This window comes from Rhodanobacter sp. Soil772, from assembly GCF_001428385.1.
GTDB lineage: Bacteria > Pseudomonadota > Gammaproteobacteria > Xanthomonadales > Rhodanobacteraceae > Rhodanobacter.
In genome coordinates this window covers 851,730-869,661 of the sequence record NZ_LMSK01000002.1, presented here as the reverse complement: position 1 = coordinate 869,661, position 17,932 = coordinate 851,730, and the positions used below count along the sequence as shown (strand labels likewise).

Here is a 17,932-nt window from a genome sequence, read left to right as displayed (position 1 = left end):
TCCTTACTTCAGGCTGGCAGCCAGGTGCTCGGCGTGCATCTGGTGTTCGTGGAACAGCTTCGAGCCGGTTTCCAGCAGGGACTTCAGCTCCGCGTTCTGCGTGGCCGGAATCAGCGTGCCGTCGAGTGCGGCCAGCACGGCCTTGTGGAACGCCACTTCGTTGTCGGCATAGGCCTTGTCGTAGGCGGCGCCGCTGAGCGCGGCGAGCTTGGTCTGTTCGGCGGCGGCGCCCTTGGCCAGCGACTGGCTGGTGGCGTTGTCGGCCGGGGTGACGCCCAGTTTCTTGGCCAGCGCCAGGGCCTGGTCGTTCACGGCAGCGTGGTCACGCGCCATTTCCTTGGCGAACTCGATCACCGCCTTGTTGTGCGACTTGTTCAGCGCCTGCTTGGCGGCGGTGACGTCGATCGCGCCGGCGGTGTAGGCGATGTGGGCGATCTGCGCGTCGTTGATCGCGGGGGCGGCCGGCGCCTGCTGGGCGTGCACGCTCGCGAGCGAGCCGAGGCCGAGCGTGAGGACGAGAGCGAACAGGGATTTGTTCATTAGCAATGTCTCCTTGGGGTGGATGAAGGGCAAGCGAGGCTTGCCGGTACGCATGAGATGCAGCAGCGGCGTACAGGTTCCGGCTGGCGAGCGGAGCGCGGCGGGAACCTCGAACGCGGCGCCTGCGTCGAATCAGCGACCAACCCAACGAAGTCACCCGCATGCTCGAATCCGATCAAGCCCTCGCTTCAGTCGCCGCGCCGATGCCGGTCGGCGAAAACTCCCGCCCGTCGCGTGCCGAGGCGGAAGCCGCCGTGCGCACGCTGATCCGCTGGGCCGGCGACGAACCCGCGCGCGAAGGCCTGCTGGCCACGCCGGCGCGCGTGGTGCGCGCGTACGAGGAATGGTTTGCCGGTTACCGGCAGGATCCGGCCGGCCTGCTCAGCCGCACCTTCGGCGAAGTCGGCGGCTACGACGAGCTGGTCATCCTGCGCGACATCCCGCTGCAGTCGACCTGCGAACACCATATGGCGGCGATCCGCGGCGTGGTGCACATCGCCTACCTGCCGAACCAGCGTGTGGTCGGCATCTCCAAGCTGGCGCGGCTGGTCGAGGCGTTCGGCCGGCGCCTGCAGATCCAGGAGCGGCTGACCGTGGAAATCGCCGATACCCTGGCCCAGGTGCTGCAGCCGCGCGGCGTGGCGGTGATCGTGCAGGCCAGCCACGAATGCCTGTCCTCGCGCGGCGTGCGCCTGCACGGCGTGTCGATGCAGACCCGGCGCCTGCTCGGCGAATTCGCGCAGGAACCGCGGCGAGGGGAGATACTGGCCACGCTCGCCGGCTGATCCGGGAACTTCGGGTCGCCCCCACGCATCGAATCGGGTGTACAAGGAGAAAGCCATGTCAGCCCATGTCCATGTTGCACCCGTCGATTACGCCGCGCTGGACGACCACGCGCTGGTAGCGCTGGTCCGCGACGGCCATCGCGAGGCGTTTCGCCACATCATGCAGCGCTGCAACCAGCGCCTGTTCCGCATTGCGCGCAGCGTGATCGGCGAAGATTCGGAAGCGGAAGACGTGCTGCAGGAATCGTATATGCGTGCCTATCACAAGCTGGATTCGTTCCGCGGCGACTCGACCCTGCTGACCTGGCTGACCAGCATCGTGCTGAACGAGGCGCGCGGCCGGCTGCGCAAGCGCCACACCATGGTCGGCCTGGAGCAGGTCGACGCGGCAGTGGACGATACCCACCAGATCATCCAGTTCCCCTCGAAATTCGGCAGCGAGGATCCGGCGGTCTCGGCCGCACGCACGCAGATCCGCCACCTGCTCGAACGCGCCATCGACGAACTGCCCGAATCGTTCCGCACCGTCTACATGATGCGCGAAGTCGAGGAATGCTCGGTCGAGGAGACCGCCGGCCTGCTGGCGATCAAGCCGGAGACGGTGAAGACCCGCCTGCACCGCGCGCGCCGGCTGCTGCGCACGTCGCTGCAAGGCACCCTGGCCGAGACCATGAGCGGGGCGTTCCCGTTCATGGGCCAGCGCTGCGCCCGCGTCACCGACGCGGTGATGGCGCGGCTGGACGCCGAACAGACGGCCTGATGCGCTCCCGCCCGATGCCGTAGGCCCGCCGCGCTGGATCTTGCCGGTCGGGTGACGAAAGGCTGCGGGTCGCGCCCGCCCTTCGCAGCGCAATATGCCGTCCTTCGTTCCGCAACCGGTTCGCGGCCGTCGGCAACCATGTCGAGGTCGGCGCGGCCGGCCTGTGGCGCGCAGATCAGCGTGGCGCTGGGGCGGCTGGCGGCTGGATCCGCTGCAGGCGTTCGGCCAGCGTGGCGCGCGACAGCTCGCCGATGTGCATGTCGCGCAGGCGACCGTCGGCGTCGAGGAACAAGGTGGTCGGGTAGCCGCGGGCGTTGTAATGGTTCGACAACTGCAGGTTGCCGTCGATCAGCACGTTGTCCAGCGCCAGGCGCTGCACCTGCAGGAACTGCTTCACCGCCGCCGCCGACTCGCCCTGGTCGGCGAACACGAAACGGATCTGCGGCATCGCTCGCTGCGCCTCGGCCAGCACCGGCATTTCGCGCCGGCACGGACCGCACCAGGTGGCCCACAGGTTGATCACGGTGGGCTGGCCGCGCAGCTTTTCCAGCGCCACATCGCGCCCGTCCAGGTCGCTCAGCAGCAGCGCCGGCAAGCCGGGGTGGGTGGTCGCGGTCAGCTTGTACGCGACCAGTCCGGCGAACGCCCATGCCGCGATGCCGACCACCACGCCGGCAGCCAGCGGCCGACGCAAGGGTGGCCGGCGCCAGCCGATCAGCAGCGCCGCCACGACTAGCCCGAGTGCTCCGGCAATCGGATCGAAACCGCCGTCGCGGATGTTCAACATGCTGCTCGGCTGCTGCACATACTGCGGCCACCAGCCGGCCACGTAAGCGGCACGCGCGCCGAGCAGGCCGAGGCCGAGCGCCAGGTACAACGCATTGCCGGCGTCGGCGTAGCCACGTTTGGCCAGGAAGCCGGCGGCGGCGAGTGCGGCGACGACGCCGAACAGCAGCGCCAGCAGGGCCGACGAGAGGGCCAGCGGTCCGATATTCAAGTGCTTCCGTCCTTGCTGATGGATCAACGCACGACGATGCGCCAGTCGTCGAAACCGGTCGCCTGACAAATGGCTTCCAAGACAGTCACGAAATGATACGGGTGCAGCACCACGCCGTCGGACATCATGCTTGGCGTCATGCGGTCGAAAAACAGGGGTCAAAAACAGGGGTCGGAGTTGCCTTTCAAAAGGCTTCCGATAGAGAAGTTTACTCTGACTCCTATTTTGCTCGTGTCGATGCCGAGCTGGGAGCTGTTCGAGGCGCAGTCACAAAGCTACCGCGACGACGTGCCGCCGCCCGACGTCACCGCCCGCTTGGCGGTGGAACTGGGCGTCGCCCGAGGCTGGCAACGCTACACCAGCGCGCAGGGCGACATGTTGGGCATCGAGCGCTTCGGCGCCTCCGCCCCCCGACGTGCTGCTGCGCGAATACGGCTTCACCGTGGACAACGTGGTGCAGCGGGCGCGGGCCTTGCTGCAGCCCTGAACCGCGAGTCGCCGGTGCACGTTGCTTGGCGGCTCAAAGGAGCGGGATGTCCCTGGGCTTGCCGGGGTCGCCCAGTCTTTCACGGAGATCTTTCCATGCGCCCATGGCGTCAGTCCGTGGGATGCCGTGATCGCGCAGCCAATGCTGGCAACGTCGTTGCCATTCGATACCACCGGGCCGCATACCGGATGAGAGTGCTCGACCGCGCGATGAGGCAAGACACCGCGATAAGCAGTATGGAAATAAGCAGCATGGAAAGCCGCATGCCAGCACGGCGGTTGTCGGCGAGCGAAACCGCCACTGGCGCGGGGACGCCGGGAGCTGCCTCCGCAGCAGGTGCTGCCGATTACCCGGTGTGCAGCGTGTGCATCAACTGCTGCATGCGGCGTCGATAGCGGCGGACGATGATCCAGGACGCGGCACAGGAGAGCAGCGCCGACACGATCAGTGCGAATTCGGCCTGCCGGCATGTGGCGTCATCGTGTCGATTGTTGTGGTGCAATCGCGCCAGTCGCGACTCTCCTTGCGGTGGCTATTTGTGTCCCTGCAATCGCCAAGCAACTCAAGGGGTGGGATCGCCGGTTGGCGTTGTGGGCTCGAAGGCATCATGCCATTTCTTGCAGTCGGGACCTCTAAAGGTGACCGTGGTTATGAGTGCCTGCTCAACTCTCTCGGGATCGTCCGCCCGGAGCTTGAACACGTTCGGCGGCGTTCGATGCAAGCCATTGCTGGTGGTTTCGATTGCAAATGCTTGAATCTGCCAACCCTTGCCCAAGGAGGAATCGCCAAAAATCACGAAACGGCAAAGGGTCGGGGGGGTCATGCTTGGTATTGCTTCCAGCGATAGTCCATGCTTGCTCCTGTCGATCCGGCAACTACCTTTTTCGCTCAATCTGGTTTCGCGGCTTGATCGTCCGAGGGTCCGCGCATATTGTTCAACGTCATACGCGCTTAGCCTGCAGCTGACGGTATCGGCGGGAGTGGACTCGGCCAACGCGACGTGGAACAGCAGCAATAGCAGTATGGGTAGAGTCTTCATGGCTTAGTTCGGCATCATAATGGGTGGCACATCGTACCCTGGCTGCTCAGGAACGGTAATCGGGAACGTGTTGAAATTGGGAATGTTGATGCAATAGCTTCCCGCAGCCACCTCAGGGAAGAAGTACATGCCATTTGGATCCGTCAGCGTATTCTGGATGGCCTGATTTGGATTGCCGCAGTGGACCAACGCCACCGGCACGTTCGACCGAGGGACAACAATTCCTGACGATTGTGTGTTGACCCGACCACGCACTTCGACCGCATGGCACGGTATGGCGCTTCCGATTCCGAGTGCAACAAAGATGGCTGAAGCTGTAATGTGATTCATGGCCCGTCTCCTGCGTTGTTGGCGGCAGCTGGCTGAAGGTTGTCGGCTGCCGGTGAATAAGAGGATGCGTTCGATAGAACGCGGAGCAGAACGGGATTCTTGATAAGGACCAGACGTTGCTTTTCGTCGATATCGAGATCGTCTTTGCCAGAGCTCAACGAAACTCTTTCAGACCAAATGCCGGGGATTTGAACCCAGACAGTCGGCAGCTCGCCATCGATCTTGAATGCTCTGACCGAGAATGAGCCGTTGTCATCGACAGCTGAGCCACCTGGGTCAAGACTGACTTTCACTGGGTTGTCGTGACCATTAAGATGCAGCGGCTTTCCGTTCTCATCTGTTACGCGGTATTGCCCGTCGATCCGCCATAGCAGCGTGCGTTCGATGGGTTGCAAGATAAGAGTACGGGCAACATCCGTAACGATGAATAGACCAACAAATAGGATGAAGAAAGTTGCGAAAGCGCCACCAGCATTGATTTTCAAGCCCGCAAAAACACCCGTGATCTGCACCGGTGAGGCCGGCAAAAGTTTGTATGTGGCATAGGCTGGGATCAGTGGCGCTAGGAACAGGACCAAAAATACTGAGGTGGCAGCGATAATGTCCATGGTGTTCTACCTCATGCGCGTGGAAAATATTGAAATGTTGCGATGGGCACTGAAATCGTATTTGACAGTTCGGTGCGATTCGTTCTTAGCACTCACATTTGAATCAACCTGACCCATTGCCTCTTGAGGACGCATTCGGTGCTTAGTAGGCCGTTGTGCTTGCATTGGGCAAGCCCGCTCCTTCTGCCCGTACGACACGGTCCGGCCGACGATCCGTTGCGCGATGTAACCGTCCGGTGTCATGAGTCGAACACCTCGTCGCCCGTCGGCTCGTAGTGCGGCACGGCATTCATCTGGTGGCGCAGGGTGGACAGGGCCAGATACATCCGGCGGCGCGCGCGGCTCTGGTTGCCCAGCGGGCGATGTTCGGCAATGCAGTGCCATGGGTTGTAGGAAAGGCGCTTGGCGAAGTCCAGTTGTGCGGGCGAGTCGAACTTCTGCCGCGCGATGCGCAGGGTCGCCACCGGGATGCGCGGCGACAGGCGTTCGGGCCACAGCACGCCGGCGTTCTCGATCGGCATCAGGTGCGGATCGGTTTGCAGCTGCAGCCGGACCTCGAACTCCACGTCGCCGGCATCCAGTGCGGCCACCATCGCCGCGCGCAGGTAGTCGTCGGGTGGGCGCAGCGGCAGTCGCGGTATCCGCGTGCGCTTGCGCGTCTTCGGCCAGAACGAATATTGCATCGCCCGGCCTTCGCCCAGCAGGTACGGCACGCAGCTGAAGTACGGTGCTTCGAGCGGGCTGCTCTGCGTCTTGGTCCACAAGCTCTGCATGATGAGATCGAGCAGGTGCGAGCGCTGGCGGTTGAGGAAATAGAAGATCTGCGCGTTCTTCACGCTTTCGATCTGCAGTTGCGCGTTGGCGCGCACGTCCGGCGTCACGAAGGTCGGCGGAGAAACGCCGAACAGATCCTGGGTGAACTGCTCCTCGGCCATCAACTTCGGCCCCGGCACGCCGAGCAGCTTGACCGACATGCTCATGAAGCCGACGTCGTCGATATCCGGCGTGACGTAGGGGCCTGGCCCGGAGAAACGCACCCACGCGCGAAAGCTGCCGGGCTTGGTATAGATGCCATGGCGCAACTCGGCAGGCAGGCCGTCATGCACGATGAACTCGGCGCGCACGATGCCTTGCGTCTTGGTGTTGCCGCCGCGTTCGACGCCACCGGGTTTCCACAGCAGGCGCATCTGCTGCTGGAAACTGGCGATGATCGAGTCGACGAACTGCTCTTCGTCGGGCAGCGGCCGTTCCTCGGCGATCGCCAGGCCTTCGTTCGGGCGTTTTCGGTTGATCAGGTACGTGGTCAGGCGCGCGATCGGGTCGCGCAGCACGGCGTCGAACGCCGGCCGCACGAAGGGGTCGAAGCGGCGCTCGATCTGGATGAGCTTGATGGACGTCCGCGCCAGCCAGTTCAGGATCGCCGAGCCGGTATCGGGAGGTGGTATGGGGCGACTCGTGTTCGAGTTCATCGCAACGCTCCGTCAGTGAGCTGCCGCCAGGTAGCGCAGGGCACGAATGCCGGGCAGGAAGAAGTAGCCGCCGCCCAGCACGGTGACAAACCGCGGCAAGCCGGTGATGCGCCGATCCGATCCGTCGGGCTGCGGGATCGAGTAGCCATCGGTGGGCGTGCCATCCGGCGCCGGGATGCGTGTGCCGAGTTGCGGATCGCTCTCGGCAGTCAGTCCGTCGAACTTCGTTCCCGTCAGCCAGGCGTCCTGCACGAACTCGAACTGGCGCGCGAGGTTGGCACCCAGACAGATGAAGTGCAGCCCGACTGGCGCGCCGGGTGGGCCGGCCAGCGATTCCGCCAGCGTCGCAGCCCCGTACTTGCGCCCGCGGCGCAACAAGCGATGGAAGCGCGTGGAGGCGACCAGGTCCTGCTGCAATGCTTCCTCGTCGAAGCCCAGCGTGCGGATCAGGCGCGAAATGATGCCGCGCGTTCCCGCGGGCAGGTCGGCATTGCGCGGATTGGCGCGACGGATATGGGCGCCGAGCGGGCAGCGCAAACCCTGCGGATCGGATTGGTAGGTGAAGGCATTCAAGTCCGCTGACGACGCCGCGGCATCGCTCGCCTTCGTTGCCGCGACCAGCGGCACGCCTTGCAGGGTGCGGCCGACCATCGCTGCCGCGAACCGTTCGCGCTGATCCGTATCGCCGCCGGCCGCGCCGTCGAGGAACGTCCAGAAACCCCGCACGTCCTGCTGCAACTGACGCAGCACCAGATAGCTGCCGTTGCGCCCGAGGTCGGCCTGGTCGGGCGCATCCTCGGCCCGTGGCAGCGTGGCCTGCGTGTCGCGTTGCGCATCGAGCAGGGGGCGATCGGTGTAGCCGCCGTACTCGTTGGGATAACCGAGCACGAACTCGCCCAGGCAGCTCAGGTTGCTGTAGGCCAGCTGGGCGTCGTCGCGTGCCGGGCGCTGGCGTTCCCAGTCGATCTTCGGCTGCGAGATGCCATCCCTGAAACCGAACGGTTCACGATCGAGCGAGTCGGCGGTCTGCAGGCAAGCCAGCGTGTCGAAGCCGGCCATGCATTGCTGCTCGATCGTGCGGCGCCACGGGTCGAGGTGACCGGGCAAGGCGTAGAGCAACACCAGCACATGCGGCACGCGCTGCCCGGCGCCCCACTGCCAGCGCTCCGGCGCACTCGCGCCCACGTCGCCGAGCCGGCGGGCGCGATTCGCATCGCCGTCCATGCCGGACACGAATTCCTCCGCGAAGCCCTCGATGACGTCGTCGGCGATCCCCAGCGCGCGCAGCCCCGCGCTGCTCAAGGCCAACTGAAGTACGGTCTCCGGCAATGGCTCCGGCTGGATCGACGCGTCGGTTCCGACCGGCCGCTCGACCATCGCCGCGCTCGTCACCGGCGCGGCCGCCAGCCACGCCCGCGCAGCCTCGCGATCCTTGATTCGCAGCAGCAGAAAACAGGCTTCGGTGTGATGACCGTAGCCCGACCGCAGCAGGCCCTGGATGTCGTCCCGATCGATTTCATGCATCGGTGTCTGCGCCTTCATAGCAGCCTCAGCCAGGCCAGTGCCTGTGCATCGCTCATCCGCTCACGTTCCAGGCCTTCGCGAATGCGCTGGTTGCGCTTGAGATCGACCAGGGCCAGGCCGGGGTAGGCCTTGTACCAGACCTGGGTCGGGATCTGATGCCGTCGTTGATAGCGCTTGAAGCTTTGCTCGATGCGCGCCCCGCCCAGGATCAGCCAGCGCGTGCGCGGCCAGCCGAGGCCATTGCTGAAAAGCAGGTTCAGGCCCCAGCCCACCTTGTTGATGAAGTCGTCCATGTAGGCTTGATGGCCGCCGTCGTAATTGCTGGCGAACATGACGCGGCGCTTGTCGTCGAGAAAGACCCAGCGCGCGAAGTGGATCGTCTGCACGCGGGCGAGGCGGCCGCGCGTGAAGACGTGTCGGCAGGCGTAGTCGACCAGCACCAGCAACAAGCTCAGCAGCCAGCGGCGAAACCGCCCCGGCTTCAGCGAGCCGATCGCGGTGTACTGGTTCGAGACATCGCGATCCTCCAGATCCTGCAGTGCTTGCAGGGCTTCGGCCTGCGGACGCGGACAGATTTCCGGGTCGCTGGTTTCGCGCGTCCGCAGCAGATAGACGAGCCAGGGTAGCAGCACGATCAGCACCGGCAACGCGATGAGTCCGGCCAGCGGCACGATAACCAGGTTGGCGAACTTGGCGATGCGCCAGCCCGATGGCGTGCGCTCCGGCGGCGCCAGCGCGAGTCGGCCTGCCTGCTTCTCTGCTTCGACAAAGGTAATCAGGCCGCGCCGCGCCGCCTGTGCCTCGGCGCCCGATGCCAGCGGCCGGCGCACCACCTTCGCGCTCAGCACGCGCTGCAGCGCACTTTCCTGGCGTATCTGCAGCACGCTGCGGCCGACCCAGTTCACATAGTTCGCCGCCACCGGCGTGTCGTGCGCGAGCATCCAGGTCAGCAGATCGCCGTGCGCGTCGAAGCCTTCGCAGTGCGCGAAGATTTGCCGCAAGCCGGCCTCCGCACGCTGCGACAGGTCGGCGAGCATCCGTCGCGCCGGCCCATCGCAGTCGCCCATGAAGGCGAGGTAGAGCGGCGCCTGCGGTGGTCGAAAACCATACGCCTCGACATCGGCAAGCGTGGGATCGCCGAGCAGCACGAGTCGCGCGAAGTGCAGGCGCTCGAACGCGCCGAACGGCAGCATCGCGTTGCCCGGATCGGCCATGCCCGGAGCCGAGTTCATCGTGTCCAGCAACTCCCGCAAACCGCCTTCGCGACCCGCCGCGAGCGGTGCCACCACCGTGAAATGGGATTGCGGCGTCACGGTCAAAACTTCAGGCAGAAGTCGATCAGGCGATCCTTGCCCCAGTACACCTTGCCCAGATAGAAGCCGGCATCGATCAGCCGGATCTCGTCCCGAATCCAGTGCGCGACCAGCGAGGTCGCGGAGTAGTCGAGCACGATGCATTCCTTGCCGTCCAGCCAACTCGGCCCCTTGTAGACCTTGGCGACGATGGCCTCGACCCTGAATATGCTGATGCTGTTCTTCAACACGCCGTTGGCGGCATCGAACACTTTTCCCTGCCAGCCGAAGTGGTTGATGACCTTGGCAATGGTCTCGGAGTATTGGGTGCCGGGCGCGATGATCGCCGTGCCTTCGGCGGTGCCATCGGGAATGTCGCCGGGTGGACTGGCGCGGAACAGATCGTCCAGTTGCGCTTGCGTCATGGCCAGCAGTTTCGCTACGTCGTACGGCATGGCAGTCTCCTTCGCGGTTTCCCGCAGTGAACAAAACCCGATTCGATCAAGCCGTTCTTTGCGCATCGCGCAACATCGTTTCGGCCGCCTTCTCGGCCACCGTGTAGATCGCCGCGGCGACGAAGAATCCGGGAATGCGCGGGAACACCGAGGCGTCGACGACCCGCAGGCCGCGCACGCCATGCACCGAGAACGCACTGTCGAGCACGCCGCCTTCGGCGGCGGCGCCGATCGGGCAGGAGCACGAGGCGTGGTGGCCCCAGGCGGTGTTGCGCACGTAGTCGGTCAGGGCGGCATCGGTCTCGACGGCCGACCCGGGCGCGCATTCCTCGGCGATCACGCCGCTGGCGATCAGCGGTGCGGTCAGCCGGCGCAGGAACCGGATCGCCTGCACGACGGCCTGCAGATCCTTGCCCGCGGTGTCGCTGCCTTCCTCGAAATAACGGAAGTTCACCCGCGGCGTGTCGCGCGGATCGGCCGAACGCAGCCTGACCGTGCCGGCGCGATTGAGCGTATGCGCCTTCAGCACTGCCCAGGTCAGATAGTCGAGATGGCTGCGGATGACTTGCGAGAATCCGTGCGAGTAGCCTTCAAACCGCGTCGGCAAGGCCATGCAGAAAATGTCGGGTTCCGGCACAGCGGATGCCGAGCGGCGGATCAGTGCGATCGCTGCGCCACTGGATCCGTACATGCCGGCGCCCGGTCTGCGCCAGCGCCGCCACAGCGGAACCGGCATGCGTGAAGCGCTCCAGCGCTGCCACAGCGGATCGCCGCGCTCGAAGCGGGCTCCGGCGAGCACGCTCCAGGGTTGCCGCATGCGGTGCGTTACCGCCACTTCATAGCGATCCTGGAGATTGCATCCGACGCCCGGCAGATCGACCCGGATCGGAATGCCGTGGTCGCGCAGATGCGCGGCCGGGCCGATGCCGGAGAGCATCAGCAGTTGCGGCGTATTGAAGGCGCCGCCGCACAGGATCACCTCGCGACGCGCGCGCACCTCCCGCCGTTCGCCCGGTGCATCGCTGCAGGCCGGATGCGCACGGTAGAGGCGTGCCCCCTTGAGGTATTCGACCCCGCAGGCCGTCCCCCCGTTGTCGAAGATCACCCGGGTCGCGAGCGCATCGAGTTCGATGTGCAGGAGATCCCCGTGCGCGTTCTGCGCCTGCTTCACGCGCTCGCGTGCGCCGGTGCGCCGGTGCCCCGCGGTGGACAGCGGCGTGTAGCAGAGTCCCTCGAAGCTGCCTTGCCCCCAGATCCGCGCATTGGGATCGCCCGGACGACGCAGCCACCGCAGGACACCGAGCAGGGGCCTGGGCAGGGCATGCACGAAGCTGCGCGCGGATTCGGCCACCACGCGCACCATGGCTTCGTCGCCCAGCGCCTCGAGCGGCATCGATTTTTCGGTGCGCAACCAGCCGTTCCAGCCATGTCCGGTAGGATCGATGCCGAGCCAGCGCAGCGCCCGCCATACGCGCCGGTGATGGCAGGCCTCGACGCGCCGCACATGGCGGCGCATGCGCGACGCACGCCAGGAGCGGTCGCCGGTCAGTTGCGCGATGTGGTTCCAGTCGGAATCGTGCGGCGGCATGAAGATCATCGCGTTGTGCGCGGTGCAGCCGCCAAGTGCCGCCGCGCGCGGATAGAACACGCCACCGCGCGCGGCGTCGTACTTGGGATCGCGCGCCTGACGATCTTCCTCGGCGTAGTGGCGAACCTCGAAGCTCCAGCTCATCGCGGCGTTCTCGTTGGCGAACGGATGGAAGCCCGGCACGTCGTAGTCGTCCGGCAGGCATGGCGCATCCGTGGTGCACGCATCGCCGCCGGCTTCGAGCAGGAAGACGCGCATGCCGGCTTCGGTGAGGCGCGCCGCCAGCGTGCCGCCGCCGGCACCCGAGCCGACGATGACGTAATCCCACGCGGGCCCTTCAGTACTGTCCATGGGGCGGCTGCCGGAGATCAGAACGTCTTGAGGAACTCGATCAGCGCGCGCTTGTCCGCGTCGCTCAACTCCGGTACCTGGCCGAATGCCTTCTCGTCGGCACTCAGGCCTTTTTGCTGGTTGAACTGCGCCGTGCCGAAGTAGTGGCCGCGATTGACGACGAAGTCCGGGCACTTGCTCAGTCGCATCATCGGTGCCTTCAGGTTCGCGAAGCGGGCGCGCAGATCCTCGTCGCTGGCGTTTGCCGGGGCCGCAGCCAGATCCAGCTTGAGCTTGAGCAGCATCTCGCCGGTGTCGCGGACATGAGCGGCGATCGCCGCCGGATCCGTACTCTCGGCGCGCAGCTTGAGGTTGGTGAGCAGCCCGACCGGCACGCCCTTCGGTATCGGCCCGATCGTGATGTCGTCGCCGTCGCCGACAAGCCACGGCAACCAGCGGTGCAGCCGGCCTCGCAGCGCCTGCAGCGCGTTGGGCGCGTAGCCGGCCGGAATGACGATCTCGCTGCGCTGCGTCGTGCGGTCGATGGTGCCGGGCAGCTTGTCGCCGAGAACGGCATCGTGCTCGCGCTTCTGCGGCCACAGCATCTGCTCGATCGAGGCGTCGAACACCTTCATGCGACTCCCCACCGAGGGGTCGCCGGAGAACGGGCCGACCGCGTTGTTCAACAGGAACGGCGCCGTGGACCACAGGCCGATCAGCGAGGGCACCCGGGTATAGCCACGCCCTCCGGCCGGCATCGCATAGGGCATCGGTGCGCCGGTGAACGGATCACTGAGCGTCACCGTGCCGACCGATGGCAGCTGCTTGTACGACTGCGACGAGAAGTTGTCCCAGATGTTGCCGGCCAGTGCGTTGGTCGCCAGCGGGCTGCACACGTTGGTGCGCAGCAGGGTCACCGGGATGCGCGCATCGGTCGAAAGATAGTTGCCCTGCAGGAAGTCGTCCGCCTTGACGATGGTGCGCATCTGCGCCTTGTAGTCGTCGGTCTGGGTCCAGGTCCACCAGTGTTTGAAGCAGTCGAGGTAGCCGGTGCCAGCGCACTTGTCCGGATTCAGGCCGAGGTCGACTGGCGGTCGCGGCGCCTTGCTCGAATGGCAACGGGCGCAGGTATCGGCGAACACCTGCTTGCCGTGATCCAGCGTGGCCGCATCGGTGCTCAGATACGCGGCGCCGCCGGGCGCATCCTTCAGATAATCCGGCTGCGCGGCCTTCAGAAAGAACAGCGCCGTGTTCGGCGTACCCATTTCGGTGGCTTGCCAGTACCCGGAGTTCTTCTGTGCGGTCGCAATCGGGATCGGCGTGATCGTCTTGCCGCCGATGACCGGGTTGAAATGCAGCAGCCATTCCTCGCCGAACAGCCCGATGTTGAGATAGACCCGGTTGAGCGCGCCGAGCAGGCCGACCGAATCGGCGCCGTCCTTCAGGATGTGGGGCATGCGCACCGCATCCGGTTTGGTATAGAACTCAGTCAACGGGCCGTTGCTGACGAAGTCGTTGAGCTGCTTGTTGTCACGCTCGCCACCGGCGAGCTTTTCGTGCCACAGGCGTTTGCCCACTCCCAGGCGCGACACGAAGTCATAGAGCGCGTTCATCGTGCGTGGATTGTTGATGTTGTCGGTCGAAACAAGCGACGTGTCCATCGTGCCCGGCCGATACGTGTGCACGAGCTGGTACATGAAATTCGTGCGCCCCTCCGGCTTGTTCGAGTTGAACAGGAACAGGCGATCGACCCACATGTATTGCGAGCCCACCGACGAACTGAGGTTGGCGTATGCCGGATGCTCCGGATCGGCCGGCGGCTTCACCGGACTCGGGCCGACATGACAGAAACCGCAAGACATGCCGACCCGGTACGGGCGCACCAGATCCTTGCGGTTGTAGTAGGAGGGATCGGTGTAGTAACGCTCGGGATCCCAGGCCTTGGCGGCCTTGGCATCGAAGTCCGGATTCGGGAACAGGCGCAGGCCGACGATGCCGGTCGCATAGCCGTAGAACGAACCCACCGGTTGCGTGGTGCCGTCGCCCAGGGGCTTGCCGCGCGAACCGACCGCCACGCCCGGGTACTTGCTTTCATTCTCGAACGGATCGGCCGGGCAGTCCTTGCCGCGCACGTCCAACCACAGACCACGGCGATCCTTGTCGGGACCGGCCGCCTTCTCGAAGCAGGGTTCGTTGACCATGCCGAACCGACTCCAGCGGTCGTCCCGCGAGTAGCCCAGGCTGGGGTGCGAGCTGATGGTCTTCAGCAGGTCGAACGCGCCGAACGTGTAGTCGCTCATGCGGTTCCAGAAGTAGTCGTTGCCGCCACTCCAGACCAGCCACATGTTGCGTCCCTTGATCTCGTCCGGCGTCAGCGCCAGGGCACCGTCCATGTCATGGAAGTAGTCCTCCGACGCCTGCGGGAACGAAGCGCCATCGCGACCGGCCCGTCTGGCTTCATCGAGCACCTTGCCGGGCTCGGCTTGCTTGTGCGCGGAGCAGCCCGCGACGATCAGGCCCACCAGCAAGAACAATGTTCCCCACCGCCAGTGATACGAAATCATTGCGATCCTCCTGACTTCCAGTGCCCAGAGGTGGCAACCATGCACAGGCGCGCCGCCCGCTCCACGGCGAAGCCGCAGAGCGAACCCGACTCCGTTTCGGCAGCGAAACGTCAGGCTTTGCAACATCCTGATGCCAGCAACACGGCGGCTGTCTTTGCCCCTTCCAGATGGTCCGACCCACGGACGAATCAGCAACATCCATGCCACGACCGTGGCACTCGTCATCGGGTCCATGCAAGGGGTTGGCGTGTCATGCGCACGGTGGCCCTGGGTCACCGGTGACCCAGCGAACCATCAGAGTGGGTATGGACTGCCCCAGTCTGAAAGCGCTAGGCGAGGTTGCGGTGCCCGGCTGCGTTTGACTGCGAGCTTGTGAAGAAAATCACTTCCTGTGATTTTCTTCAGTCGCGAGTCCGGATCAGCGACGACGCCCGGGTTGAAAACGCCGACCGCTCGCGACTCGCCGACTATCGGCCGGCTGCTGGCGCGCAGGAATGTCGGCCATCCGAGGCGCCTCCCGGGGAAGCTCCGAACAAGCCGTCATTCCAGCTTTCGCCGGAATGACGAGCAAAGGCTTGCCCAGACATTGCCTAGAGGGCGGCCGCCTCGCGTGCCAGCAACTCGATGCCGGCCCAGTCGCCGCTGGCCAGTTTGTCGGCGGGCGTGAGCCATGAGCCGCCGACGCACAGCACGTTCGGCAAGGCGAGGAAGTCCGCGGCGTTGACCAGGCTGATGCCGCCAGTGGGGCAGAAGCGGATCTGCGGCAGCGGGCTGGCCCAGGCGCCGAGCAGCTTGGTGCCGCCGGCCGGCACCGCGGGGAAGAACTTCAGGTGGCGATAGCCGCGTTCGAGCAGGGCCATCGCCTCGCTGGCGGTGGCGACGCCGGGCAGCAGCGGCAATGCGCTGTCGTCGGCGGCGTCGAGCAGGCGCGGCGAGGTGCCGGGCGACACGGCAAAGCGGGCGCCGGCCTGCAGCGCGGCCTGCAGGTCGCGCGCGGTCAGCGCGGTGCCGCAACCGACCACGGCGCCTTCCACTTCGGCGGCAATCGCGCGGATCGCCTCCAGCGCGGCGCTCGTGCGCAGGGTGACCTCGATCGTCGAAATGCCGCCGGCGACCAGCGCGCGCGCCATCGGCACCGCGGCCTTCGCGTCGTCGATGATCACTACCGGGATCACCGGCGCCAGCCGCATGAGGGTTTCGACTTGCTGCTGCTTCTGTTCGATGGGGCTCACGTTTGACTCCTGGGTTTCACTCTTTCCCCTGCTGCGCAGGGGAGGGAGCAGAGCTACAGCACGCCGGCGCCGAGGTCGGCGTTGGCGGCGGCCTGGCGAAACAGGCCGAACAGTTCGCGGCCCATGCCGCTGTGCTCGCGCGACAGGTCGGCGGCATGCGGCAGGCGCGCGTCCAGTTCGTGCGCTTCGAGCAGGACGTCCAGACGTCCATTCGCCGCATCCAGCCGGATCATGTCGCCGTTGCGGATCTTCGCGATGTTGCCGCCGGCGACCGCCTCGGGGGTGACGTGGATCGCCGCCGGCACGCGGCCGGAGGCGCCGGACATGCGCCCGTCGGTGAGCAGGGCGATGCGGTGGCCGCGATCCTGCAACAGCGCCAGCGTGGGGGTGAGCTTGTGCAGTTCGGGCATGCCGTTGGCACGCGGGCCCTGGAAGCGCACCACCGCCACGAAGTCGCGATTCAGTTCGCCGCGCTTGAATGCGCCGGCCACTTCGTCCTGGTCGTCGAACACGATCGCCGGCGCCTCGATCAGCAGCCGGTCGTCCGGCACCGACGACACCTTGATCACCGCGCGGCCGAGGTTGCCATCGAGCATGCGCAGGCCGCCGTCGGTGCGGAACGGTTCGTCGACGCCACGCAGCACGCCGCGGTTGCCGCTCTGCTTGTCGACCGGCTTCCAGTGCAGTGTGCCGGTGGCGTCGAGTTGCGGGACCTGCGTATAGCCGTCCAAACCGGTGCCGAAGATCGTTTGCACGTCGGCGTGCAGCAGGCCGGCACCGAGCAGTTGGTCGATCAGGAAGGCCATGCCGCCGGCGTCGTGGAACTGGTTCACGTCGGCGTAGCCGTTCGGGTACACGCGCGCCAGCAGCGGGATCGCGCCGGACAGCGCGTCGAAGTCGTCCCAGCGCAACTGGATGCCGGCGGCGTGCGCGATCGCCACCAGGTGCAGCAGGTGATTGGTCGAGCCGCCGGTGGCGTGCAGGCCGATCACGCCGTTGATGATCGCGCGCTCGTCGATGATGTGGCCGAGCGGCAGGAACGCGTCGCCCAACGCGCTGTGCGCGGCGACGCGGCGCACCACCTCGGCGGTAAGCGCGTCGCGCAGCGGTGTGTCCGGCGCGGTGAAGCTGGCGCCGGGCAGGTGCAGGCCCATGATCTCCATCAGCATCTGGTTGGAGTTCGCGGTGCCGTAGAAGGTGCAGGTGCCGGCGGCGTGGTACGAGGCGGCCTCGGCTTCCAGCAGCTCGGCCTTGCTCGCCTTGCCGTCGGCGAAGGCCTGACGCACCTTGGATTTCTGTTCGTTCGGGATGCCGCTGGGCATCGGCCCCGACGGCACGAACGCGCCGGGCAGGTGGCCGAAGCTCAATGCGCCGATCAGCAGCCCCGGCACGATTTTGTCGCAGATGCCGAGGAACAGCGCGCCGTCGAACATGTCGTGCGACAGCGCCACCGCGGTGGCCATCGCCACCAGGTCGCGCGAGAACAGCGACAGCTGCATGCCGGGCCGGCCTTGCGTGATGCCGTCGCACATCGCCGGCACGCCGCCGGCGACCTGGGCGGTGAAGCCGGCGTCGCGCGCGACCTGGCGGATCAAGGCCGGATAACGCTCGTACGGCTGGTGCGCCGACAGCATGTCGTTGTAGGCGGTGACGATGGCGAGGTTGGCGCGCCGGCCGCTGCGCAGCGCGGCCTTGTCCTCGCTGCCGCAGGCGGCGAAGCCGTGCGCCAGGTTGCCGCAGGACAGGTGTTCGCGCTGCGGCCCGCTGCGGTCGATCGCGTCGATTCGCCTGAGGTATGCCGCGCGCGTCTCGCGGCTGCGCTCGCGCAGGCGTTCGGTGACTTCGGCGACAACGGGATGCAACGTGCTCATGATTCATTCCGGGTGGGTGGGAGCGCGCCTTGTGCGCGATCGGAGTTGCGGCGTCGCTGCT

15 protein-coding genes are annotated in these 17,932 nt (G+C 65.9%); 2 read left to right on the top strand and 13 right to left on the bottom strand.

Annotated features, from left to right (window positions below; translation table 11 throughout):
* Nucleotides 1-3 precede the first annotated feature (3 nt).
* The gene (locus tag ASG75_RS10335) at nucleotides 4-540 is read right to left on the bottom strand and encodes a DUF4142 domain-containing protein (RefSeq protein WP_056388592.1); all 537 of its coding nucleotides are present in this window, start codon (nucleotides 538-540) and stop codon (nucleotides 4-6) included.
* A gap of 161 nt (nucleotides 541-701) precedes the next feature.
* Here ASG75_RS10335 and folE point away from each other — a divergent pair, with 161 nt between their 5' ends.
* Both folE and ASG75_RS10325 read left to right on the top strand, forming a co-directional pair.
* The gene (folE, locus tag ASG75_RS10330) at nucleotides 702-1,325 is read left to right on the top strand and encodes a GTP cyclohydrolase I (RefSeq protein WP_056388590.1); all 624 of its coding nucleotides are present in this window, start codon (nucleotides 702-704) and stop codon (nucleotides 1,323-1,325) included.
* 55 nt (nucleotides 1,326-1,380) lie between these two features.
* A complete protein-coding gene (locus ASG75_RS10325; protein WP_056389293.1) occupies nucleotides 1,381-2,085 on the top strand; it encodes an RNA polymerase sigma factor in 705 nt (234 codons plus the stop codon).
* A 175-nt stretch (nucleotides 2,086-2,260) separates the two neighbouring features.
* Here ASG75_RS10325 and ASG75_RS10320 read toward each other — a convergent pair whose 3' ends face one another.
* The 12 genes from ASG75_RS10320 to edd form a co-directional block, all read right to left on the bottom strand.
* Nucleotides 2,261-3,082: a TlpA disulfide reductase family protein gene (locus ASG75_RS10320; RefSeq protein WP_056388589.1), complete on the bottom strand. Its 822-nt coding sequence runs from the start codon at nucleotides 3,080-3,082 to the stop codon at nucleotides 2,261-2,263.
* 1,049 nt (nucleotides 3,083-4,131) lie between these two features.
* The gene (locus tag ASG75_RS16270) at nucleotides 4,132-4,608 is read right to left on the bottom strand and encodes a hypothetical protein (protein WP_157616930.1); all 477 of its coding nucleotides are present in this window, start codon (nucleotides 4,606-4,608) and stop codon (nucleotides 4,132-4,134) included.
* Between the two features lie 3 nt (nucleotides 4,609-4,611).
* Nucleotides 4,612-4,938, bottom strand: a complete 327-nt coding sequence (locus ASG75_RS16265) for a carboxypeptidase-like regulatory domain-containing protein (protein WP_157616929.1) — start codon at nucleotides 4,936-4,938, stop codon at nucleotides 4,612-4,614.
* Nucleotides 4,935-5,546 (bottom strand): hypothetical protein, encoded by a 612-nt coding sequence (locus ASG75_RS16260; RefSeq protein ID WP_157616928.1) that lies wholly within the window; start codon nucleotides 5,544-5,546, stop codon nucleotides 4,935-4,937. Before ASG75_RS16260 ends, ASG75_RS16265 begins: the two co-directional genes overlap by 4 nt.
* 239 nt (nucleotides 5,547-5,785) lie before the next feature.
* A complete protein-coding gene (locus tag ASG75_RS10315) occupies nucleotides 5,786-7,015 on the bottom strand; it encodes a catalase family protein (RefSeq protein WP_200935658.1) in 1,230 nt (409 codons plus the stop codon).
* A gap of 12 nt (nucleotides 7,016-7,027) precedes the next feature.
* A complete protein-coding gene (locus tag ASG75_RS10310; protein WP_200935657.1) occupies nucleotides 7,028-8,539 on the bottom strand; it encodes a hypothetical protein in 1,512 nt (503 codons plus the stop codon).
* 14 nt (nucleotides 8,540-8,553) lie between these two features.
* Nucleotides 8,554-9,852, bottom strand: a complete 1,299-nt coding sequence (locus ASG75_RS10305) for a hypothetical protein (protein ID WP_056389287.1) — start codon at nucleotides 9,850-9,852, stop codon at nucleotides 8,554-8,556.
* 2 nt (nucleotides 9,853-9,854) lie between these two features.
* On the bottom strand, nucleotides 9,855-10,286 hold the full coding sequence (locus tag ASG75_RS10300) for a hypothetical protein (RefSeq protein ID WP_056388586.1): 432 nt from the start codon (nucleotides 10,284-10,286) through the stop codon (nucleotides 9,855-9,857).
* 46 nt (nucleotides 10,287-10,332) lie between these two features.
* Nucleotides 10,333-12,132: a GMC oxidoreductase gene (locus ASG75_RS10295; protein WP_327213312.1), complete on the bottom strand. Its 1,800-nt coding sequence runs from the start codon at nucleotides 12,130-12,132 to the stop codon at nucleotides 10,333-10,335.
* A 110-nt stretch (nucleotides 12,133-12,242) separates the two neighbouring features.
* Nucleotides 12,243-14,768: a hypothetical protein gene (locus ASG75_RS16675; protein ID WP_056388584.1), complete on the bottom strand. Its 2,526-nt coding sequence runs from the start codon at nucleotides 14,766-14,768 to the stop codon at nucleotides 12,243-12,245.
* Nucleotides 14,769-15,358: 590 nt separating this feature from the next.
* A complete protein-coding gene (gene eda, locus ASG75_RS10285; RefSeq protein WP_056388583.1) occupies nucleotides 15,359-16,000 on the bottom strand; it encodes a bifunctional 4-hydroxy-2-oxoglutarate aldolase/2-dehydro-3-deoxy-phosphogluconate aldolase in 642 nt (213 codons plus the stop codon).
* A gap of 53 nt (nucleotides 16,001-16,053) precedes the next feature.
* Nucleotides 16,054-17,871 (bottom strand): phosphogluconate dehydratase, encoded by a 1,818-nt coding sequence (gene edd, locus ASG75_RS10280; protein ID WP_056388581.1) that lies wholly within the window; start codon nucleotides 17,869-17,871, stop codon nucleotides 16,054-16,056.
* Between the last annotated feature and the right edge of the window lie 61 nt (nucleotides 17,872-17,932).